This window comes from Stenotrophomonas sp. STEN147, assembly GCF_056757995.1.
This window is the reverse complement of record NZ_JBRRCG010000002.1, coordinates 371,821-394,200: the sequence shown is the minus strand read 5'-3', so window position 1 is coordinate 394,200 and position 22,380 is coordinate 371,821. Positions and strand designations below refer to the sequence as shown.

17 protein-coding genes are annotated in these 22,380 nt (G+C 67.9%); 3 read left to right on the top strand and 14 right to left on the bottom strand.

From position 1 onward, the window contains the following. Window positions 1-2: 2 nt before the first annotated feature. Window positions 3-827, bottom strand: a complete 825-nt coding sequence (locus ACVOKU_RS04620) for an alpha/beta fold hydrolase (protein ID WP_481559239.1) — start codon at window positions 825-827, stop codon at window positions 3-5. A 187-nt stretch (window positions 828-1,014) separates the two neighbouring features. Here ACVOKU_RS04620 and ACVOKU_RS04615 point away from each other — a divergent pair, with 187 nt between their 5' ends. Next, window positions 1,015-1,410, top strand: a complete 396-nt coding sequence (locus ACVOKU_RS04615; RefSeq protein WP_481559283.1) for a DUF4124 domain-containing protein — start codon at window positions 1,015-1,017, stop codon at window positions 1,408-1,410. Between the two features lie 70 nt (window positions 1,411-1,480). Here ACVOKU_RS04615 and ACVOKU_RS04610 read toward each other — a convergent pair whose 3' ends face one another. From ACVOKU_RS04610 to ACVOKU_RS04550, 13 genes are all read right to left on the bottom strand, one after another. After that, window positions 1,481-2,188, bottom strand: coding sequence for a DUF2968 domain-containing protein (locus ACVOKU_RS04610; RefSeq protein ID WP_481559238.1), 708 nt, complete (start codon window positions 2,186-2,188; stop codon window positions 1,481-1,483). A gap of 98 nt (window positions 2,189-2,286) precedes the next feature. Further along, complete coding sequence (locus ACVOKU_RS04605; protein WP_481559237.1) at window positions 2,287-4,434, bottom strand: TadG family pilus assembly protein; 2,148 nt, start codon at window positions 4,432-4,434, stop codon at window positions 2,287-2,289. An 8-nt stretch (window positions 4,435-4,442) separates the two neighbouring features. Further along, a complete protein-coding gene (locus ACVOKU_RS04600; protein WP_481559236.1) occupies window positions 4,443-4,898 on the bottom strand; it encodes a DUF3613 domain-containing protein in 456 nt (151 codons plus the stop codon). After that, the gene (locus ACVOKU_RS04595) at window positions 4,895-5,773 is read right to left on the bottom strand and encodes a tetratricopeptide repeat protein (RefSeq protein WP_065175332.1); all 879 of its coding nucleotides are present in this window, start codon (window positions 5,771-5,773) and stop codon (window positions 4,895-4,897) included. The genes ACVOKU_RS04600 and ACVOKU_RS04595 overlap by 4 nt, the downstream gene beginning before the upstream one ends. A 5-nt stretch (window positions 5,774-5,778) precedes the next feature. After that, on the bottom strand, window positions 5,779-6,708 hold the full coding sequence (locus ACVOKU_RS04590) for a type II secretion system F family protein (protein ID WP_065175251.1): 930 nt from the start codon (window positions 6,706-6,708) through the stop codon (window positions 5,779-5,781). A gap of 22 nt (window positions 6,709-6,730) precedes the next feature. Next, entirely contained in the window at window positions 6,731-7,681 is a 951-nt protein-coding gene (locus tag ACVOKU_RS04585) for a type II secretion system F family protein (protein WP_481559235.1), read from the bottom strand. 2 nt (window positions 7,682-7,683) lie between these two features. Further along, the gene (locus ACVOKU_RS04580) at window positions 7,684-9,033 is read right to left on the bottom strand and encodes a TadA family conjugal transfer-associated ATPase (RefSeq protein WP_065182946.1); all 1,350 of its coding nucleotides are present in this window, start codon (window positions 9,031-9,033) and stop codon (window positions 7,684-7,686) included. Beyond that, window positions 9,018-10,274, bottom strand: coding sequence for a CpaE/TadZ family protein (locus ACVOKU_RS04575; RefSeq protein ID WP_481559234.1), 1,257 nt, complete (start codon window positions 10,272-10,274; stop codon window positions 9,018-9,020). The genes ACVOKU_RS04580 and ACVOKU_RS04575 overlap by 16 nt, the downstream gene beginning before the upstream one ends. Window positions 10,275-10,301: 27 nt before the next feature. Next, window positions 10,302-11,660 carry a type II and III secretion system protein family protein gene (locus ACVOKU_RS04570; protein WP_111185926.1) on the bottom strand — a complete coding sequence of 453 codons (1,359 nt, stop codon included), beginning with the start codon at window positions 11,658-11,660 and terminating at the stop codon, window positions 10,302-10,304. Window positions 11,661-11,678: 18 nt separating this feature from the next. Continuing rightward, complete coding sequence (cpaB, locus tag ACVOKU_RS04565) at window positions 11,679-12,722, bottom strand: Flp pilus assembly protein CpaB (RefSeq protein ID WP_481559233.1); 1,044 nt, start codon at window positions 12,720-12,722, stop codon at window positions 11,679-11,681. Window positions 12,723-12,741: 19 nt separating this feature from the next. Then, complete coding sequence (locus ACVOKU_RS04560) at window positions 12,742-13,218, bottom strand: TadE/TadG family type IV pilus assembly protein (RefSeq protein WP_065182943.1); 477 nt, start codon at window positions 13,216-13,218, stop codon at window positions 12,742-12,744. After that, complete coding sequence (locus ACVOKU_RS04555; protein WP_065182942.1) at window positions 13,215-13,760, bottom strand: A24 family peptidase; 546 nt, start codon at window positions 13,758-13,760, stop codon at window positions 13,215-13,217. Before ACVOKU_RS04555 ends, ACVOKU_RS04560 begins: the two co-directional genes overlap by 4 nt. A gap of 104 nt (window positions 13,761-13,864) precedes the next feature. Further along, the gene (locus ACVOKU_RS04550; protein ID WP_263174570.1) at window positions 13,865-14,044 is read right to left on the bottom strand and encodes a Flp family type IVb pilin; all 180 of its coding nucleotides are present in this window, start codon (window positions 14,042-14,044) and stop codon (window positions 13,865-13,867) included. Between the two features lie 690 nt (window positions 14,045-14,734). Here ACVOKU_RS04550 and ACVOKU_RS04545 point away from each other — a divergent pair. Both ACVOKU_RS04545 and ACVOKU_RS04540 read left to right on the top strand, forming a co-directional pair. Further along, window positions 14,735-15,715 carry an AraC family transcriptional regulator gene (locus tag ACVOKU_RS04545; RefSeq protein ID WP_481559232.1) on the top strand — a complete coding sequence of 327 codons (981 nt, stop codon included), beginning with the start codon at window positions 14,735-14,737 and terminating at the stop codon, window positions 15,713-15,715. A gap of 202 nt (window positions 15,716-15,917) precedes the next feature. Beyond that, window positions 15,918-22,373 carry an ESPR-type extended signal peptide-containing protein gene (locus tag ACVOKU_RS04540; protein WP_481559231.1) on the top strand — a complete coding sequence of 2,152 codons (6,456 nt, stop codon included), beginning with the start codon at window positions 15,918-15,920 and terminating at the stop codon, window positions 22,371-22,373. Window positions 22,374-22,380 lie beyond the last annotated feature (7 nt).

The window sequence follows — 22,380 nt, the reverse complement described above, 5'->3', positions numbered from 1 at the left end:
CATCATCTGCGGGCGAACGCCAGCAGGTCGGCGTTGAAGCGATCGGCATGGGTGACGGTCAGGCCGTGCGGCGCGCCGGGGTAGACCGTCAGTTCGGCGTCCTTGATGATCTGCGAGGACAGCTTGGCCGACGCATCGAAGGGGACGATCTGGTCGTCGTCACCGTGCACGACCCATGCCGGCACGTCGATCTTCTGCAGATCTGCGGTGTAGTCGACTTCCGAGAATTCATGGATGCAGTCGTACTGGCCCTTCACGCCGCCCAGCATGCCCTGCAGCCAAAACGAATCGCGCATGCCCTGGGTGACCGTGTTGCCGTCACGGTTGGCACCGAAGAACGGCGTGGCCAGGTCCTGGAAGAACTGCGAACGATCGCCGCCGGTGCCCTTGCGGATGCCGTCGAACACCTCCAGCGGCGTGCCGGCCGGGTTGCCCGCTGTCTTCAGCATCAGTGGCGGTACCGCACCGACCAGTACCACTTTCGCCACGCGTGCGCTGCCATGGCGGCCGATGTAGTGGGCCACCTCGCCACCACCGGTGGAGTGGCCGACCAGGATGGCGTCCTTCAGGTCCAATGCGTCGATCACCGCGGCCAGGTCGTCGGCGTAGGTGTCCATGTTGTTGCCGTCCCAGGTCTGGCTGGAACGACCGTGGCTGCGACGGTCGTGGGCGATCACGCGGAAGCCGTTCTGGCCCATGAACAGCATCTGCGGGTCCCAGGCGTCTGAGGACAGTGGCCAGCCGTGCGCGAACACGACCGGTTGCCCGGTGCCCCAGTCCTTGTAGAAGATGCGGGCGCCGTCGTTGACGGTGATGTAGTTGCTCATTGCGGTTTCCTTGGCGGAAGGGAAGGACGGCGGCGGCGAAGGTGGCCGTCGCCTGTGGCAGTACAGCGCAGAGGCGATGCAGTGGCTTGCACGGCTGTGCTGGATGAGCACGGATGTGACGCGGATCGCTCTGGCGCGCGGCGCGCGTCGTACCGACCATGAGTGCTGGTCGTGGGAGGGGGTGAAGATGAGGACTTTGCCGGGATGGGGGCTGCTGGCCATGCTGCTGGCGACATCCGCAGCGGCGCAGACCCAGGTCTACAAGTGCGCGGACGGCGGGCGTGCGCTGTACCAGCAGACGCCTTGCCAGGGGCAGGCGGAGTGGCGCTGGGAAGTGCCCGCCGAGCAGTCGCTGCCGCGCGGCAGTGCGCCCACCGCCGAGGTGACCTCCACGGGTAACGGTGGACGCAGGCCGGTGCGGCGATCGGGCCGTGCACAGGGGGCGTTGATTCCGATCAGTGCGGATGCTGCGGCCTGTGCACGGGCGCGCAGGGTGCGCACGGAGGCGCTGGCGAGAACGCGCCGGGCGGATTTCGTCCAGCGCCGGCAGTGGGACGATGCCGTGTTCGAGGCCTGCCGCTGAAACGGGTCGCAATCAGGCCAAAAACGACAACGGCGCCGTTCGGCGCCGCTGTCGGGTTCTGTCGGGGGATTCAGCGAACGTCGCTGGCCGCTGCCGGCGCGGTTGTGCTGTCCGGCTTCGGCAGGCTCAATTCGGGGTTGCCCTGTTCGGCCTGCAGGATCTGGATGCGGCGCTGCAGGGCGTCCAGCTGGCTGTTGGTGCTCTGCACATCGGTGCTCAGGCTGACGGCCTGCTGCTGGGCCTGCTGCAGTGACGCGCTGACCTGGGCCGACTGCGCCTGCTGCTGCTCCATTTCCTGCTGCAGGGTACGCAGGCGCTCTTCGTTGTAGGCCACCAGGCGCTCGGTATAGCGCTTGCCGGCTTCCAGGCGGGTGGTATCGATGTAGACCTGCGCGAGCTGTTCGGTCTGCTGCACGAACGTGCGGTAGACCCGCTCGGCGTTGTCGACGGCATCGGTCTTGATGACGCGCCAGAAGTTCTTTTCCTGGAACAGGGCGACGTAGTAGGTCAGGGTACTGGCATTGAAAAGCAGGCTGGCGCCGTAGTTGCCGTTGTACGTGGTACGCAGTTCGGTCAGCTGACGTGCGTCCATCAACTGCTTGAGCTCGTCCACCGTGTTGCGCACCACGGGTGCGCTGCTGCGTACCGGTTCGGCTGCGGCTTCGCGGCTGCTGCGCGCCGCCAGTGCGGACGGTGCCGCCAGCAGCATGGCCACGGCCAGCAGTGCCGCGCCGCGCGCGTGGCGGGCGAAGACGGTGCCCCCTGAAGTTTCTCGCATGTCTGGACCATCCACGGATGAGTGTGGGTTGAGATGGAAGTGTTCCCCGCCCGGGAGTCTAGCATGCGCGGCGGCGGCGCCAAGGGCGCCGGCCCGGCTCAGAACACAAGCTGTGCGCCATTGCACTGGATGGACTGGACGTTGACATCGGTGCGGCCCAGCTCCAGCCCCAGCAGGCTGGCCAGGGTCGTGCTCAGCAGGGAGCCGACGGTGTTGAGCACCGGCTTGAGCGCGGCCAGCACCGGGTTCAGCACGGTGCACAGCACACCGCTGCAGGACACGTTGTTGCCGGGCGTGGTGACACCGCCGCCGGCCGCCGCGTCGAGGAAGCCGTCCGGGGCGGTCTGGATGTACGAGGCCAGATTGGTGCGGACGCAGCCGTTGTAGTCGATCAGGTTGCCCAGCAGGCTGTCGCAGCGGTTGATGAGCAGCCCGCCGACCAGTGAGCCGAGCAGCCCGTCGAGCAGACCCAGGCCCTGTCCCGTCACGGTGGCGCGGTAGCCTGCCCACACCGAGCCATCTTCCCAGCAGGTGCCCAGCCCGATCAGGCAGGGTTTTGGCACGCCCTTCTTGACCGTCCAGTTGCCCAGCGGTGCCAGGCTGCGCGACGGGTCGCCGTCGCGCAGCAGGGGAATGAGCTGGTCGACGTTGTAGCGGCCGCCCGAGGGGAACGCTGCCTGCAGGTAGCGGTCGGCCAGTGCCTTGGCCGTGTCGTTGGCATTCATGCCCTGCGCCGGCGAGCTCAGCATGCCCGACAGGACACGCAGCAGCTCGTTGACCAGGTGCGAGACCGCGTCACCGACGGCCAGGGGATTGATCCGGGTGGTGCCGGTCTGGCCGGCGGCCAGGGTCAGGCTCTGCGTGCCGGTCAGCGCCGGCAGGGTGATCTTGTCGTTGATCAGCGGCCGTCCCAGCAGTGTCAGCAGTTGTTCGTTCTGCAAGGTGGCGTCGCAGACATTGCTCTTGGAGAAACGGTCGGCGGCATTGACCTTGCCGACGCACGCGCGCAGTACCGAGGAGTCCACCTGGATGGTGGCGGTGGGCGGTGCCGCGCTGCATTGGATGCTGGTCAGTGTTCCCATCGCGTTGGCCACGTCCACATGCAATGGCAGGTGCAGGCGCGTGCCCAGCAGGTTGAGCAGTGGCCCCACCCCGAACAGGCGGTCGCTGTCGACGTCGACCATCAGCCGGACCTGTGCGTTGTAGGCGCGTGCGCCGACACCGCCGATGGCGATCGAAGGCGGCTCGACAACGCCGGCCTTGATGTCCATGCCGAGCAGGTTGAGGTTCGGCACCGCTACCCCATTGCCATCATTGGCGATGGAGATGGCTGCATTGACCAGGTCAAGCACGTTGATCTGCGACTGCAGCGCACTGCCCACCGTGCCGTCGGGAGAGATCACCTCGGCGAACAGTCCGCCGCCGCCGTTCTGGCTGCCCAGCGCGATATTGACCCGATTGATGTCGAGGCGGGTGGCCACCAGGTCGGACAGCGCACGCAGCTGCACGCCCGCGGTGGTGCTGCGGCCGACCACCGTGGCGGTGGCGTCCACCAGCCGTGCCAGTGAAACCTGGTTCAACGACAGCAGGCGATTGAAGTCGGCCACGCTGAGATTGGCGGTGACCGGAATGCCGAGCGCATTGAGCAGGCCTGACGGTGTGATGTTGGCCTGTGCCAGTCCGTCGTACGACAGCACCGTGGCGTTGGTGACGTCCAGCCCCACCAGGCGCAGGGTGCCCATCAAGGGCGAGTTGCCGTTCGTGCGCAGCAGCTGCGAACCCACCGCGAACACCGCCGTCGGTTCCGAGCGGCGCGCCACGGCCTGCACGGTGATGGTCGGCAGGCTCTCGTTCTGGCCGAAGAACGGCAGCACGCTGCGGGTCGCAACCACCCGGACCGCGTTGCGTGGATTGCTGGCGTCGACCGTCTCGCTGAAGCGGTTGCCTCCGCGTGCGGCGCTCCAGTTGCCGCAGCGGACCTGCACCGTGCCCGGGAACTGGTTCTGCGTGAGTGCGCTCTGCCGCGCGGCGCTGTTGTCGCCGTTGCTCGATGTACACAGCTCAAGTCGCTGTGCACCTGCCAGCGCCGCCAGATCCACGACCTTCTGCGCATCGCGCTTGGCCCAGAACAGGAAACCGACCTCGATCAGACCCAGCATGGCCACCAGTGCCAGCATCACCAGCATCATGGTGACGGACATGCCGCCGCGCGGGCGGTGGAAACGGGGCTGGCGAGAGCGGTTCATGGCATGCCTCAGCGTCCGGAGTTGGAGGTGCTCTTGGAACTGCCGACATCCGTGTCGAAGAAGGCCGGGATGTCCTGCTCGAAACTCTTCAGGTAGCGCGCGTAGCTGGCGGTGGCCTGGTCACCGAGGATCGGCAGCCGCGGGCCGGCCTGTTGCCCGGACGCCTGCAGCTGGAACAGCTGGCGCGTGGCATCACCGACCTCGTTGCGCCGTGGCGCAGCCGGTGCAGCGGCCACCGGGGCAGGAGGCGCGGGTGGCATCGCCGGGGGCGGCGCAGGCGCCGCCAGGTCGACGGTTGCAAGTGCTTCGGCCTGCTGTGGGGCGACGGCCGGGCCGGCGGCCGGGCCGCCTCCCAGCATCTGGCCGGTCAGCGGCGCTTGTGGCGACTGTGCGTGGGCTCCCGTGGCAAGCAGGCAGCAGGTGACCGCAGGCAGCAGGCATCGGATCAGGGTCATCGCGGTCATGGCGTGTTCTCGGTCGGGTGGTCGGACGTGCCGAAGCGCTCCAGCATCGACGGCGGCAGGCGGGAGGGATCGCGATCGCGGGCGTCACGGCGTGTTTCGGCCGCCAGCCGGCTGCCGGCCGGGGCGGGGGCGCGGGATGGCACAGTGGCGATCCGTGCCGTGCTGCTCGCCGCCGATGCCTGGGCCTGGCGCTGCTGCAGCCGGCTGCGGATCTGCTGGGCCTGCTGCTGGATGCTGCGCCGGGTGTCTTCGTTGAGGTTGGCCTGCGCAGCCAAGCGTTCAGCCGTGGCGTTGTCGCCGCGCAGGACCGCCCACAGCGCCAGGTTGGCGGTCGCCTTGGCGTTGCCCGGTGACAGTTCCAGTGCTTTGGCCAGCGGCTCGCGGGCCTGATCGAAGCGGCCGGCACGCAGACGCGCATACCCCAGGTCACCCAGGTAATCGGTATTCAACGGCTGCAGCTGGGTGGCGCGGGCCAGCGACAGTTCGCTGCCGGCCTCGTCATCGCGATGCGCGGCAATCAGGCCCAGGCCATGCGCCGCGGCGGCGGCCTGCGGCCCGCTGCTGAGTTCGCGGTACAGCGCGGCCGCGGCGTCGGTCTGGCCGGTCTCGCGCAGTGCATTGGCCTGCAGCAGGCGCAGCGCCGGAGGATCGCCGTAGCGCTGGCGGAATGCATCCACATGCGCCAGCGAGGCGTACCAGGCCCCTTGCAGCTGCATGCGCTCGATCAGCTCAAGGTAGGCATTGCGGCTGTCCTGCGGCGCGGGCCCGGGCTCGGCCAGGGTGGGCGCGCGCAGGTACTTCGGGGTGGACGAGGCGCATCCCGCGACGGCAGTGGCAAGAGCAAACAACAGACAGGCGTGGCGCAGAGCAGGCATGACGGTCATCCCATGTTCGACAGGGTTTTGGCCAGCGCGACCAGCGCAGGCCCGGCCAGCACCAGCATCAGTGCAGGCAGCAGGGTCAGCATCATCACCACGGTCATCTTCACCGAGAGCTTGCCGACCTTCTCTTTCAGTGCATTGCGGCGCTGTTCGCGCAGCCGGATGCTGAACTGGCGCAGCGGCTCCTGCACCGCGCCGCCGTGGGCGTGCACCTGCAGGATCAACTGCACCAGGCTGGACAGGTCGTCATCGCCGTAGACATCGCTGAGCCGGCGCAGCGACTGGGCGCGAGTGCGTCCATGGGTGTAGGCGACATTCGCCTCCTGGATCTCGCCACCGAGCACCGGCAGTGCGTCGCGCAGCTTGTCGCCCAGGGTCTGCAGGCTCTGATCCATGCTGAAGCCAACCCCCTGCAGAAGGCGCAGCAGGTCGATCAGCAGCGGCAACTCGTTGTTGACGGCGCGCCGCCGCCGCTTGACCCACGCAGCCAGCACGAACTTGGGCAGCAGCAGGCCGGCGGCAAGCGCGCCGACGATCACCATGATCCGGGCCAGGCCGGTGGCATCGCTCACGGCCAGGGTCAGCGCCAGCACCAGTACTGCCAGCAGCAGGCGCAGGCCCAGATAGATCGCCGTGCCGCGACGGGTGTTCCAGCCGGCCAGATCGAGCAGCAGGCGATCCTCGCCTGCCAGCAGTGCGGCTTCCAGCCGCCCGCCGCTGAGCGTCCGGCCGAAGCGCTCCAGCCAGCCCAGTGAATCCCTGCGGGCCGCGTCCTCGTCGGCGACCGGGTCACGTGGCTGCAACGCGGTCTTCAGCGTTGCCGCACTGCGGTCCTCGCGATGGCTGCGGACCCAGCCGCCCACACCGAGCAGGGCGACGCCGGCGGCCAGGACCAGCAGGGCAAGTGCAAACCAGGCAGTTGCGCTCATCGGGAACCTCCGCTGCAGATGCTCATAGCGACTTGGCCAGGCGATACAGCAGGAAACCACCGAGCAGTTCCAGGCCCAGGGCGATCAGCAGGATTTTGTGACCGAGCGGATCGTGCAGCACGGGCTGGAAGAACTCGGGGCTGGAGATCGCCATCAGTACGGCGCTGGCGGGCGGAAGCAGTCCCAGCACCCAGGCCGACATGCGGGTCTCGGAAGTGGTGGCTGACAACTCCTGCTGGGCCTGCTCCAGGTCGCGCATGAAATCGCCCATGCGCTGCAGGATCTGATCGGCGCGGCCGCCGATGCGGACGCTGACGCCCATCACCACGGCCAGCACCTTCAGCACCTCCATCCGATAGGGCTGCGCGGCGAGGTTCAGTGCGCGGTCCAGGTCCATGCCGCCCCGCGCGTATCGCACCGTGGTGTCCAGCAGCTCACGCAGCGGCGGCGTCGCCTGCTGCGACGCGACCTGAAAGGCCGACTGCAGGCTGTTGCCGAGCGCGGTCAGGCGGACCAGGTTGTCGAGGAAGTCCGGCAGCTGATGCAGCAGCTTGGCCTGCAACTTTGCGGTGCGGCGCATGATCCACAACCAGCAGCCCAGCAGGTACAGCAGCAGTGTCAGCGGCAGCATCCATGCCGTTCCCAGCCGCAGCATCGCGAACAGCGAGAGGGCCAGGCCGGGCACCAGCAGCATCAGCGGCACCTTCCAGCCGGTGGCGAGGCCCGCGCGTTGCAGCAGGCCATTCCAGGGCAGCGCGCGCCGGCCAGCTGCTGCCGGCGGTGGCCGCGATCCATCGTTGGCCGCAGCCGCGTTGCTGACCGGGCCCGCGCTGCCACGTGCCAGCTGCTGTTCGGCGTGCTGCAGGGATGCCTGCCGCTGTTCGCGGCTGTTGGCGGTGCCCCACAGCCATACCGCCAGCGCCAGCAGCACCGACACGATGCTCAATACGCCCAGCAGCAGGCCGGTCCCCATGTTCAGTAGTCTCCGTAGAGGGATTCGCGCAACAGTTGGCGGAACGGCTCGAGCTTGTGCGAGTGCGGCTGGAAGCCCAGCCCGATCCAGCGGTCGGTCTCCTTGCCACTGCCGTCGATCTGCACTTCGTGGCGGAACATCTCCTGGGTGGTGATCAGGTTGTCGCTGACGCCGGTGATCTCGGTGATCGATACCAGCACGCGCCGGCCACTGCCGAGGCGCGAGATCTGCACGATGAAATCGATCGCGCTGGCGATCTGCCGGCGCAGGCTGTCTTCGCTGCCCTGGAACCCGGCGAAGCCGGCCAGCATCTCGATGCGATAGAGACAGTCGCGTGGCGAGTTGGCATGGATGGTGGCCATCGAGCCGTCGTGGCCGGTGTTCATCGCCTGCAGCATCTCCAGCACTTCCGCGCCGCGCACCTCGCCGACCACGATGCGGTCGGGGCGCATGCGCAGGCTGTTGCGCACCAGGTCACGGATGCTGACAGCGCCCTGTCCCTCCGCACCACCGATGCGGCTCTCCAGGCGTACCACGTGCGGATGGTTGAGCGAGAGCTCGGCAGTATCCTCGACGGTGATCACGCGCTCGGTGGGTGGCACGTAGCTGGCCAGGGCGTTCAGCAGCGAGGTCTTGCCCGAGCTGGTGCCGCCGGAGACCAGGATGTTGCAGCGACCCAGCACCATCGCCTTCAGCAGCGCCTGCATCGGCGCATCGAAGGTGCCCTTGGCCAGCAGTTCATCGGGCGTGAACGGGTCCTTGCGGAACTTGCGGATGGAGACCATCGGGCCGTCCACCGCCAGCGGCGAGATGATCGCATTGAGGCGGCCGCCGTTGGGCAGGCGCGCATCCACCATCGGATTGGAGTCATCCAGGCGCCGGCCAAGCGGTGCGAGGATGCGGCGCAGGATGCGCAGCAGATGGGTGTCGTCGGTGAAGCGCTGGGTTGCGCGCTTGAGCTGTCCGCCCTGCGAGACGTGCACATCCTTGAAGCCATTGATCAGGATGTCTTCGATGGTGGGATCATGCAGCAGGTCGTCCAGCGGGCCGAAGCCGGTCAGCTCCTTGACCAGGCCCTCGGCCACCACCTGCATCTCCTCTTCATTGATCGGGATGCGCCACTCCTGGATGAAACCCACGGTCTGCACCTGCACCCAGCGCGCGATCGTGTCCGGTGCCCAGGAATCGATATCGATGCGCTCGTCCTCGATGCTGTTGAGCAGGTGCTCATGCGCCGCGGACAGCACCTTCTGGTACTGCTCGGTCTCTGCGAACGGCAGATTGCCCGCAACGTGGTCAGGCACGGTGTGGCGGGCGACGGCGTGCGGAAACGGGGTTACTTTGTCTTCCATTGCGATCCACCCAGGGCAAGGGCAAGTCTTTCCCGCAGGCCGTGCGTCTGGACCGGGCATGCAGCCGGATCCAGGCGTTGGACGAGCGGGGCGAGGGCACGCAGGTACGGATCACGCGGCGCGTCCTGCAGCAGCAGGTGGCCGTGGCTGGCGGAGGCACGTACGCGTGGTCGTTCGGGGAGCGTGGCCAGCAGTGGAAGCTCGAACCGGCGGGCGATCTGCTCCGGACTCATGCCGCTGCTGTCGTCATGGCGGTTGATCACCAGTTGCAGGCGCTTCTCCCGTTCGCGCTGGCCGGACAGATGCTTGAGCGCATGGTCAAGCGAGACCAGGGTGGCAATTGAAGCGTCCGCGACCAGCCAGATCTCGTCGGCCTGGTCCAGCAGCAGCGGGGGCAGTTGACGCAGCGGGCAGCCGCCGGCGTCGCACAGCACGCTGGCAAACACGCCGCGCAGCCGCTGCAGCAGGGCGCCCGGATCGGACGGCGGCAGTGCATCGCTGCCGCTGGCGCGGTCGAGCAGGACCAGTCCGCTGTCATGGCGCGCCATCGCAGTGCGCGCCAGGGTGGCGTCGATGCGGCTGGCATTGCGCAGTGCGTCTTCGTAGTGGAAGCGGCTGTCCAGATTGAGGTAGAGCGCCAGGTCGCCCGCCGGCTGCGCCAGTTCCAGCAGCAGGCCGTCCTGGGTGCTGGCCTCGCCCTGCGCCAGTGCATGGGTCTGTTGTGCGAGCACGGCCAGATGCGCGGCCAGTGTGCTGGTGCCGACCCCGGCACGTACGCCCAGCAGCAGGATCAACCGCGCCTTGTGCGGCTGGTGTGCGGCGGCGGCGGGCCGCGGCGAGAGCGCGCGGCGCAGCGCGGCCTCGATGCCGGTGTTGTCGCTGTCCAGGTCGAGCACATCGCGCAGGCCGGCGCGCAGCGCCATCACCACGCCTTCGACCTGCCCGGCACTGGTGGCGCCGACGGCGATCAGCGCAAGGTCCGGCTGGGTCTGCTGCAGCTGCTGCGCCAGCACGGTCGAGGCGGCGGCATGCTCGGGGCGGAAGTCGAGCAGTACCAGGTTCTGCGGACCGCGTTGCAGGTCCTGCGCGGATGTCGGCTCACCGCTGTCCTGCCAGTGCAGGGTGGTGGCAGGCGGCAGCTTGGCCGCCAGCCGCGGCAGCAGTTCGCGATCCATCCCGTACAGGACCAGGTTCATCGGCGGTCCTTGCGGATGCAGCGGCTGGGCAGTGGCGTAGGGCATGGGCGTGGTATCGCAGGCATCATGGATTCAACGTGAGAAACCGGGCACAGGGTCCTGGCTGACCGGACCCAGCAGCCAGGAACCCCACTCAGGCAGGTTGGGCCGGGCCTCGCGCTCGCCTGGCAGTGCCAGCTCGGCATTGCGGGCGAGAGGCTGCACCAGCCGTGGCGTGACGATGATCACCAGTTCCTTGTCCTGGCGCTTGTAGTCGAAATCGCGGAAGAACGAGCCGATGATCGGCAGGTCGCCCAGCAGCGGGATCTTGTTCACCGTGGAGGCGACCGTCGAGCTGACGAGACCGCCGATCACGAAGCTCTCGCCATCGCCCAGTTCCACCGTGGTATCGGCACGGCGGGTGCTGATCGACGGAATCTGCACACCGTTGAGGGAAATGGCGTTGGTGTAGTCGAGGTCGCTGGCTTCCGGCGCCACCTTCAGGGCGATGCGGTTGGGCGCGAGCACGGTCGGGGTGACGGTCAGGCCGATGCCGAACGGCTTGTAGGTGATGGTGGTGGTCCCCAGGCCCTGGGGTTCGAGGATCGGCAGTTCGCCACCGGCGAGGAAGCTGGCGCTCTGGCCGGACAGCGCGACCAGGGTCGGCTCGGCCAGCACCCGGGCCATGCCGTTGGACTGCAGCAGATCGAGGTCCGCATTCCACAGGCCCTTCGTCGAGCCGAACACCAGGCGGAAGGCCGATGAAATGGGCGATTCCGATTCGTTGCTGGAGTTGCCCTCCTGCATGCCGGGCAGCACGCCGGTGTTGCCCGGCAGGATCCCGCCCGGACGAGCGAAGCCATAGGCAAAACCGCCGTTGCGGTTCTGGAAGCTGATGCCGACCTGTTTCAGCGCGGTCTTGTTGAACTCGACCACCTTCACCTCGACCTGGACCACACCGCCGCTGGCGATGGTGGAGGCATCGGCCAGCTGGCCATCCTTGCCCAACGCCATCGCGGCCGCCTTCTGTTCCTGCATGTGCGAGAGCGCACTGTCGGTGCTTCCCTGCAGCAGGCCCTGCTGGTCCTGCTGGGTGAACACCAGGCCGCTGGAACCCGCATCGGCCGCCCCCTGCACCGCGCTCTGCACGCGGACCTGCACGCGCTGTGGCTCCGACTGCTTGCGGTGCCACAGCAGCAGGGTGGTGGTGCCGGGGGCCTTGCCGACCAGCAGCGCCTGGCGCTGGCCACGCAGCATCACGATATCGGCGACGCCCGGATCGGCGATGGCCACCCGTTCCAGGTCCGCGGGCAGTGTCCAGGGCCGCTGTTCGCGGGCCTGCAGCACCAGGTCGTCAGCAGCCACGCTGGTCGCAGGCGCCAGCAGCACCAGCAGCAGAGCGAGCCAGCGCTGGCGGGAGGAGGGGCGTGGACTCTGGCGACGTTCGGTCATGGAAGCTCTCGGTGCAGGTCAAAGGGAGCCGCGGGGCGCAGAACCATCGCCGCGGATGATCTCGATTCCGGATGCGCGCGGTGCGCTGCGGCGGGCGGCGGGGGGCTGTGCCGGGGCGTCGTTCACCGCGCGTGCGCGTGCGTTGCTGCGGCCGGCCAGCGCATCGCCATCGATGCCGGCGAAGGCGTGGTTCTCGGGGCGCTGCAACGCCAGCTGCTGTTCCGCGTCCAGGCCACGCAGCGGATCGATCACGCCTCGCGCCTGCGGGAACAGGGCCAGGTCGGGCTGGCCGGCGTCGGCGGGATTGCGCAGCGCGAGGTAGAGCTTGCCCTGCTGCGCGCCCAGCAGCAGCCGGTTGGCATCGGCCACCGGCACCGCCAGCACGGCGCTGCGGGCCGGCTGGGCCGCGTCACCGCTACTGCCGCCACCGCTGCTGGCGTTGCTGGTGATATCCGCCGCGCGCGGGTCTGCACGGTTGCTGGCATCGGCGCTGGCATTCGTGCTGCCCGTGTTCGGGGCGATGTCCTGCTGGCCATAACTGAGCACGCGCAGGCGCGACAGCAGAAGGCGGGTCTGTGCGGCGTCGGGTGCCGCGTTGTAGCTGGCAGGTTCGCTGCGCAGGTTGAGGAACACATCGACGAAATCGCCCGGCAGGATGCGGTTGCCGGCACCGACCAGTTCATCCACCGGCACCGCCAGTGCACGCTCGCCGGGCCGCAGCTGCAACGAGAAGCCCTGGGCCAGCACCGCGTCGCTGATGGTGCTGCCTTCGGCGATGTCCTGCACCGGCACCTTGCCGACCACGGCGGCCAGGTCTGCGGCGGCGCCCGGCACGGCTGCGCTTCGACGCGCCAGGCGCACGCCATTGGCAGTGATCGGTTCACCGGCCGGCAGCCGGGCGATGGCCTCGACCACCGTAATGGCCTGTGCGTCGGCCTGAACGACCGGAGCCGCGCTTTCCGTCGAAGGGGCGGGTCTGCGGCCGATCACGAATGCGATCAGCGCCAGCAGCACCGCGAGTGCGATCAGAGCGATGGCGGCGATGCGGGTCAACTTGAGCATGGAACCGTCTCCTGTACCGTCAGTTGCCGGAGCCGAGGTCGAGCTGGGCGACCGCGACGCTGCGGATGGGGGCCTGCATCACCCAGCCGTAAAGCGTGGCGGTGCCGGGGAAGAAGGGGTGGGCGGCATAGTCGTAGCGGACGGTCACCGTCATGCACTGCGCGGTTGCCATGCCCGCGCACGGTGCCTGCGCCGAGACCTGGATCGGACCGGTGCCGCCGGCGCTGCAGTCGGGGTTCTGCCTGGAGAACTGCAGCAGCCATTGCATCGACTGGCGTGCTGCGACGCACGCGGCGGTGCGTCGTTCGTTGGCGGTTCCGAAGCGCAGCGATGCGCGCGCGCCTTCGGCAGCGGCCGTTGCAAGCGTCTGCTGGGCAGCCATGATCAGCACGCCGGAAAAAGTGAACAGCAGCAGCGGCACCAGGCCGAGAATCATCATCAGCGCGTATTCGACGGCAACCACGCCACGCTGGCGCCGCGGACCGAGGGTGTTCATGCGAGACCTCCGTAGGTCGTGGCCAGGAGCCAGCCGATCGCCGCCAATGCGAGGTAGGCCGCATAGGGAATGCCGCGGCGCCCCTGGCGGGCAGCCTCCATTCCGCGCAATGCGGGGTGTGTCTGCCATTGCTCGCTGGCGCGCGATACCTGCAGCTGCACGCGCATCGGCAGGTGCATGCCCAGCTGGCGCCCGAGCAGGATCGCCACTGCGTGGGCGCCGGCGGCAAGGCTGGCCACTACCCATATCGGCAGCAGGGCATGCCATCCCAGCAGCAGGCCGAGCACGGCAAAGAATTTCACGTCGCCTGCGCCCATCCAGCGTAGTGCGTAGAAGGGCAGGAGCGCGAGCAAGCCGGCAACGGCACCGAGCAGGTGCGCCGGCCATGGCAGTCGTGGCTCACCAAATTGCCCCGCGACCAGCAGAGGTATTGCGAGTGCGCACGCCGCCAGCAGCCAGGCATTGGGCACCCGGCGGGCATACAGATCGCTGATCGCGATCCGCAGGCACACACCGATGGCCAATAGTCCCAGCAGTGTCATCGCACTCCCCTTCGTCCGTCACTGGACCGTCTGCAACCGCATCCCGGCCTGCGGCCACCGTGGTCGCGGATGGCGCGACCAGCGGTGGTGTGTCCGCAGGTCGCTCAGGTGGTTGCTTCGGTGGCGATTGCCGAAAGGCGGGTGAACAGCGTGGTGAAGAATGCCGTGATCTGGGTGCGGCCCACGGCAATCAGGATGCCGGCGATCACAGCGGCCAGCAGCCCGTATTCGAGTGCGGTCACGCCATCTTCTTCTTTCAGGAACTTGCGGATGGAAGCGTTCATGACGGTTGTCTCCCTCTACCTGTCAATGGCAACAAGACACCTGCATCGGCCGGTTGCCCGACTCCGTCGGGACCGTCCATGGACCTCTGCCATCCTGGCGGAGGTGGCAATGCGGGCTGTCCCGCATCGCTCAAGCAGGGTGATCTCCGCCAGGGAGTGCAGCGACCGCGCATGCGCGACCGCGCGGCACCAGGCCGGTGGTCGCAACGTCATCGAGCAGCGCGTGCATCGTCATGCTGTCCCCTGGGTGTGACCGCATCGGAGCGGTTCGATCACCGTGATACCGACTTTGCCTGAATGGCGGCCGGGTGCAACCGGAACCTATATGCAAATTCGGCAGGAATCTCTTATTCCTGATAATCGGTTGCTTATTCTGTGATGAAGCGCCGTTCCCAGGCGTAACGATTCATCGTGATGTTAATAATGTGACCCGGGTTAACGCATGCGAGAATCGTGCCACTGGCGCCCACATTTCCTTCACGCCGGGCGCGGGTTGCTGTATTCCCGTGCGACCTGTTTACCTGCGCGGATTATCGGGCATACTCGTATTCAAGGTTTGGTACTTTCAAGGTGGAGCCGGCCAGTGGCCGCATCCATCACGGCAACGGATGATGCTCTTGGAAACCGCGCGCACCTGTAGGGCAGTGGGGGGTTGCGGCGGGCAGCTGACCAACGGGGGACGACACTGTCATGGTTGATGGTGGGGTGGTTGACAGCGACGACGGCGAGCTCCGGTCGATCGACCTGGCCACGCTGAGCGGTGTGCTTCGCGTATGCGATGTGGAACTGTTGCTGCTCGACGGCAATGGTCCGCGCGCGGCGTTCGCTTCGCGCGTGCATGAGGAAGCCCTGTTCTGCAGCATCAGCTGCGGATTCCATTGCCGTGGCCGCTTCATGCTGCCGCCGGACTGGGCGATGCTGGGGTACCTTCAGGCCACCGACGAGGCGGTGAGCTGGTGCCATGGCGTACCGCTGGCGGCCGGGATGGCGTTGACCGTGCTTCCCGAAGGCATCAGTGAATTCACCCTCAGCCCCGGTACCCGCTTGACCCTGATGCTGGTGCCGGTGTCCCGCGTGCAGCGCAAGCTGACCGAACTGAGCCTGCGCAGCACACCGCCGGCGGGGCAGGCGCTCTCGCTGTTCAATCTGTCCGGTGATGATGCCCCGCTGGCGATGCATTACCAGCAGCTGCACCAGCAACTGGGGCAGGGTGCCAGCCTGCAGCCGGAGGAAACCGAGCGGCTGCTGCACGAGCACATCCAGGCCCTGCTGGGTGCCGGTGCCGTCGATCGCCCGGGGTGCAGCCGCGCACGGCGTACGCATTACCTGATCGCCCAGCGCGCCGAGAATTTCATGCGGCTCAACCTGCGTCGCAATATATATATGAATGAAATCTGCGACGCCGCCGGTGTCAGCGAGCGTGGCCTGCGCTATGCATTCGAAGATCTGTTCGGTACGTCGCCCAACCGTTATCTGTCCATGCTGCGCCTCTGTGCAGCCTGCCGCAGCCTGTCGATGGCCGACTCCAGCAGGCGTTCGGTCAAGGCGATCGCGCTGAGCTGTGGCCTGTGGGATCTCTCCCGCTTTGCCGACAATTACCGGAAGGTGTTCGGTGAACTTCCGCGGGATACCCTGATGCGTGCACCCGCGCAGTTGGGCCAACCGGCCTGAGTCCTGCCCCACAAGGGCTTTCACGGCATTGCTGCCGGTTTTGCATATTCGGCTGCCGAATCCGGCCGTGGATTTGCCGGATTGCGCGATTGCCCTGCCGGATTGAAGTGCGCCACGCCTCCGCGAACCGTTGAAATGTCAGTCACCTGCCTAGCGGCAAGTCCACTGTCATTCAAGTTGTTCGCCTACGGGGGAAATGCTCATGAACCGCATCTACCGGCGTGTATGGAACCGCCAGCTCAATGCTCTGGTTGTGGCCTCGGAACTGGCCACCGGCGATAGCGGCGGCACCGCATCACGCGATCCGCGCACCTCCCTGCTGACGCCCAGCGCCCTTGCACTTGCACTGCTGTGCGTGCTGGCCAGCGGGCCGGCATCCGCAACCGAATCCAACCAGTCGCTGCGCGATCTGCAGGCGCTGGCGGCCAAGTACACCCAGACGTTGCCGGTGAAGGTCGACGCCGAAGTCGCCCTGGCCGCAGCCGCGCGACAGGCGCAGGCGACGCCTGCGATCAGTGCCGATACGCGCGTGGGCCTGCAGTTGAGCACGACCTCGCTGCCGCTGGTGCGCGAGGTCCTGCCGGCCGCCGTGCAGGTGAAGCTGGGGGCGAACGCATCGCCGCAGCATGTGCCCACGCCAGCGCTGGCCGCTGATGTGCGGGCCCAGCTCGGCATCGGAGCCGGTACCCAGGTGGATACCTCACTGGCAGCGAACGTTTCCTCCGGCGCCGCTTCGCCGCTGGGGCTGACGGCCGATGCGAAGGCAAAGGCCAGGGTCGGCATCGCAGGTGCCCCGGTGGCATCGGTGGGTGCCGGCGCCAAGGCGGCAGCGGGTATCACGACGTCCTCGCAGGGACTGTCCGGGTTGAAGGCCGGCATCGACGGCAACGCCGACTCGCATCTGGCCATCGCCGGACATCGAATCTCGGGCCAGGGCAAGGCCTCCGCAACCGCAGCGGTGAGCTTGCCCGCCAAGGAAGAACTGCCGGGCGAGACCCATGATCGCGCGATCACGGCGGCGTTCGATGCAGGCGTCGCCGGCAAGGTGCGCGTGCAGGGCCCGGGTGGCCAGGACGTGGTGGCCGATCGCAACCTGAAGCTTGCGGGCCGGACCGTCGCGAGTGCGCAGGCCAGCACGCTCGGTCTTGGAGGCCTGCATCACGGCGCCCTGGGCGATCTTGGCGGTGCGGTGGGTGGCGTAGTGCACGGCGTAGTCGGCACGGTGGGCAGCGCAGCAGGCGAGACGCTGCACGAAACCGTCGGCACCGTAGGTAGCGCAGTGGGTGGCGCACTGCACAACACCGTAGGCGCAGTAGGTGGCACGCTTCACGGAGCTGCCGGCACGGTCGGCGGTGCGGTGGGCGGCACGCTGCACAACACCGTGGGCGCAGTAGGCGGCACGCTGCACGGTGCTGTCGGTACGGTCGGCAGTGCGGTGGGCGGTGTACTGAACGGCACCGTCGGCAACGTCGGTGGTTCCCTGGGCGACACGTTGAACAACACCGTAGGTGCCGTAGGTGGTGCGCTCAACGGCACAGTCGGTACGGTCGGTGGCGCCGTAGGCGGCGCCTTGAATGGCACAGTAGGTGCCGTCGGCGGCGTCCTCGATGGAACCGTCGGCACCGTCGGTGGTGCAGTCGGTGGCGCGCTCAACGGCACGGTCGGTACGGTCGGCAGCGCCGTAGGCGGCGCCTTGAATGGCACAGTAGGTGCCGTCGGCGGCGTCCTCGATGGAACCGTCGGCACCGTCGGTGGTGCAGTGGGTGGTGCGCTCAACGGCACGGTCGGTACGGTCGGCAGCGCCGTAGGCGGCGCTTTGAATGGCACTGTGGGTGCGGTCGGCGGTGTCCTCGATGGAACGGTCGGCACCGTCGGCGGTGCAGTGGGTGGTGCGCTCAACGGTACAGTCGGTACGGTCGGCAGCGCCGTAGGCGGCGCTTTGAACGGTACCGTGGGTGCGGTCGGCGGTGTCCTCGATGGAACTGTCGGCACCGTCGGTGGTGCAGTGGGCGGTGCGCTCAACGGCATGGTAGGTGCAGTCGGAGGTGTCCTGGATGGAACTGTCGGCACGGTCGGTGGTGCAGTGGGTGGTGCGCTCAACGGCACGGTCGGCACGGTCGGTAGCGCCGTAGGCGGCGCTTTGAACGGTACCGTGGGTGCTGTAGGCGGCGTCCTCGATGGAACCGTCGGCACCGTCGGTGGTGCGGTGGGCGGCGCGCTCAACGGCACGGTCGGCACGGTCGGCAGCGCCGTAGGCGGCGCGCTCAACGGAACGGTCGGCACGGTCGGTAGCGCCGTAGGCGGCGCGTTGAACGGCACCGTAGGTGCAGTCGGCGGTGTCCTCGATGGAACCGTCGGCACCGTTGGCGGTGCGCTCAACGGCACGGTTGGCACGGTTGGCAGTGCTGTGGGTGGCGCGTTGAACGGCACCGTAGGTGCGGTCGGCGGTGTCCTCGACGGGACCGTCGGCACAGTGGGTGGCGCGCTTAACGGAACGGTCGGCACGGTCGGTGGCGCCGTAGGCGGCGCCTTGAACGGCACCGTGGGTGCGGTCGGCGGCGTCCTGGATGGAACTGTCGGCACGGTCGGTGGTGCTGTCGGTGGTGCGCTCAACGGCACGGTTGGCACGGTTGGCAGTGCTGTGGGTGGCGCTCTGAACGGCACCGTAGGTGCGGTCGGCGGCGTCCTGGATGGAACTGTCGGCACGGTCGGCGGTGCAGTCGGCGGTGCGCTCAACGGCACTGTCGGCACGGTCGGCAGCGCGGTAGGCGGTGCGCTGAACGGCACCGTTGGCACAGTCGGCAGCGCCGTAGGCGGTGCTTTGAACGGCACCGTGGGCGCGGTCGGCGGTGCAGTCGGAGGCGTGCTCAACGGCACGGTCGGCGCAGTCGGGGGTGCGGTGGGTGGTGTGCTCAACGGCACCGTCGGCACCATCGGAGGTGCCGTGGGCGGTGCACTCAACAATACGGTCGGCTCGGTCGGCAGCGTTGTCGGTGGCCTGCTCGGGGGTGGCAGCACCACGCCGGGCAGCGGGCTGGACGGCGTACTCACCGGCACGCTCGGCAACGTCGGGGGTGCGGTGGGCAACCTGCTGGAGGGCAACCTCAACGGTACCGTCAACAATCTCGGCGGCGCAGTCGGCGGGCTGGTGGGCGGCACGCTGGGTGGCCTGGGCCTGACCCAGCCCTCGGCGATTCCGCCGGACAGCCCGAAGGCACCCGCTCCGGCTGATCCGAATGCGGGACTCATCATCGGCACCGGTGGCCTGGTCGGCAACGTCGGCCAGCTGATCGGCCCCACGACCAGCAGCCTGTTCGGCGGTGACGGCTATCTGCACAACGGCAATCTCAAGCTCAGCAACGCGAACGTGATGCAGGCCTACTCCACGGTCAACGTGCTCGGCCTGCCGGTCGTGAACCTGTCACCGGTCGGCAGCACCCTCAATGGCCTGGGCGGCGCGGTGACCGGTGGCAGCTCGCACCTGACCCTGATCGGTGGCGTCACTTCCGACAGTTACATCTACAACATCAACAACGGCAACCCCGGTGGCCTGCTGGGCCTGCTGCTGCCGACGGATTCGCCGGCATGGGCCGCCAAGTGCCTGGATATCGCGTTGGCCGACATCTCCTGCTGGGCGGTCAACGCCGCACAGGATTACCAGGTGCTGATGGGTGACGGTGCCTTCGCCAACGGCTCCAAGGAAGTGGTGATCGGCGCCAATGCCCGCCATGAGCTGCCGAAGGTGGATGCCAACGTGGCGTTCCCGGGAGCCGGTCCCAATGATCCTACCAATCCAACCGGCGTGCCGACTGCGGACTACGCCGCGCGCATGGGCCACTCGGTGATTGTCGGCGACAGCGCGGTGGGTACTGCCAACGGCCAGACCCTGCTGGGTGCGGAGGCGACCTCCAACCAGGCCAACTCGGTGGCGCTGGGCTACCGTTCCGCTGCGCTGCGCGGCGCACAGGCCAGCTACAGCGCCTATGGCCTGACCGCCGCCCAGGTGTCTGCCGGTGAAGTTTCGGTGGGTACCGCCAACGGTGGCGAGCGCCAGATCACCAACCTGGCTGCGGGTAGCGCCAATACCGATGCGGTCAACGTCGCCCAGTTGAAGGGCGCGATCAGCCTGATCGATGATGTTTCGGCCGGCGCGGTGATGTACGACGTCGATGGCGCAGGCAATCCGGACTATCGCCGCGTCACGCTCGGCAACGGCACCGGTACCACCACCATCGGCAACCTCGCCGCGGGTGCGGTGACCGCCGGCAGCCTGGAAGCCGTCAACGGCGGCCAGCTGGCCACCACCAACGCCGCCATCGCCGGCTTCTTCGGTGGCATCACCGCCTTCGATCCGGTCAGTGGCGCCTTCACCGCGCCGCTGTTCGAGATCAGCACGATCTCCACCGACGGCGCCATCGCGCAGGGCCTGTACAACAATGCGACCGATGCCTTCGACGCCGTCGACGGCTCGCTGGTCAATCTCAACACGCAGATCAACGATATCCGCAACGGCGGCACCAAGTACCTGCGGGTGAACTCCACAGGCGTGGAGGCAGTGGCCACCGGTGCCGACTCCATCGCGGTCGGTACCAACGCCCGCGCCACGGCGGCCAACGCGATCGCGGTCGGTGCCGGCAGCCTGGCTGACCGTGCGAACAGCGTGTCGATCGGTGCCGCGGGTGCCGAACGCCAGGTGACGAATCTGGCCGCCGGTACGGCTGCCACCGATGCGGTGAACCTGGGCCAGCTGCAGGCCTCGGAGGAAGGCGCGCTGCGCTACGACCTCAATGGCGATGGCAGCGTCAACTACGCCAGCGCGACGCTGGGTCAGGGCGGCACGGCGACCACGCTGCGCAACCTCGGCCCGGGCCAGGTGAGCGCCACGAGCACCGAAGCCATCAATGGTGCCCAGCTGTTCGCTGCCAACCAGGCCGTTGCCACCCACCTCGGCGGCGGCGCGGCGGTCAATGCGGCCGGTGTGCTGACCGCGCCGACCTACACCATCAACAACATCGCCGCCAATGGCACTATCAGCCAGGGCAGCTACAACGACGTCGGCACCGCCTTCGACGCGGTCAGCAATTCGCTGGCCAATGTCGCCGACCAGACCGACGATATCGACAAGCGCGCGGTGAAGTACGATGTCGATGGCAGTGGCAACGTCGTGAACACGGTCACCCTGAGCGGTACCGGCACGGGTGCGGTGAAGGTGACCAACGTGGCGGCTGGCAGCATCCTTGCAGGCAGCAGCGACGCCATCACCGGCGACCAGCTGTTCAGCACGAACTCGACGATCGCCAACTACTTCGGCGGCAGCACGGCCTTCGACGGCACCACCAATCTGTGGACCGCGCCGTCGTTCAGCATCTCCAGCATCGCCACCGACGGCACCCTGACCGCCAACGACTACAGCAACGTCACCGCGGCGTTCTCCGCGGTGGACGGTTCGCTGAGGGTGCTCAACCAGCGCATCACCAACGGTGGCGGCAGCCCGTACCTGGCAGTGAACTCCAGCGCCGCGGCGGCCGCTGCGGCAGGTGCGGAGGCGCTGGCGGTGGGTCCGCAGGCCAGTGCGGCAGGTGCTTCGGCCGTGGCAGTCGGCAACGGTGCCAACGCCAGCGCGGACAACAGCGTGGCACTGGGTGCCGGCTCGGTGGCCAGCGTCGGCGCGCAGAGCGGCTATACCGGTGCCTATGGTCAGACGGGTGCCAGCAATTCGGCAGGCGAAGTGTCGGTCGGCAGCAGCGGCAGTGAACGCAAGATCACCCACGTTGCCGACGGCTCGGACGATCACGACGCGACGAATGTCGGCCAGCTGAAGAATGGCGTGAACTATGCCATCGATCAGTCCAAGGCCTACACCGACCAGAAGATCCAGAACATCACCAACGTCGCCGGCAGCTTCCGCGCCAACAACAGCAACAACCTGGCCGATCCGGCCGCAACGGGTGCCAATTCCGCAGCCGGTGGTGCAGGATCGACGGCCGCCGGGGCCAACTCGACGGCCCTGGGCAACGGCTCGCAGGCACAGGCCGACAACTCGGTGGCCCTGGGCGCAGGGTCGGTGGCCAACCGTGCCAACACGGTTTCGGTGGGGGCCAGCGGCGCCGAACGGCAGGTGGTCAATGTGGCAGACGGCACCCAGGCCACCGATGCGGTCAACGTGCGGCAGCTGCAGGCCTCGCAGCAGGGCACCATCCGCTACGACACCACCGTCAACGGAGCCACCAACTTCAACAGTGTCACTCTCGGCAGCAGCACCAGCGGCCCGACGACGGTCCGCAACGTTGCGGCCGGTACGGCAGGCACCGACGCGGTCAATGTCGACCAGCTGAAGTCCGGCATGGCGCAGACCCTGGACTGGTCGAAGGCCTATACCGACGAGCGCATGGGCGGCTTCGAGCGCGACCTGCGCAGGACCGACAACCGCGCTTCGGCCGGCATCGCTTCGGCCATGGCCACGGCCTCGCTGCCGCAGCCGAGCGAAGCGGGTCGCAGCATGGCCTCGTTCGCCGCCGGCAGCTACAACGGCGAATCGGGCGTGGCGGTGGGCCTGTCCGGTGTCTCGGAAGGAGGCCGCTGGATCTACAAGTTCAGCGGCTCCACCAACAGCCGTGGCGAGGCCGGTGTGGCCGTCGGTGCCGGCATCCAGTGGTAACCGCCGT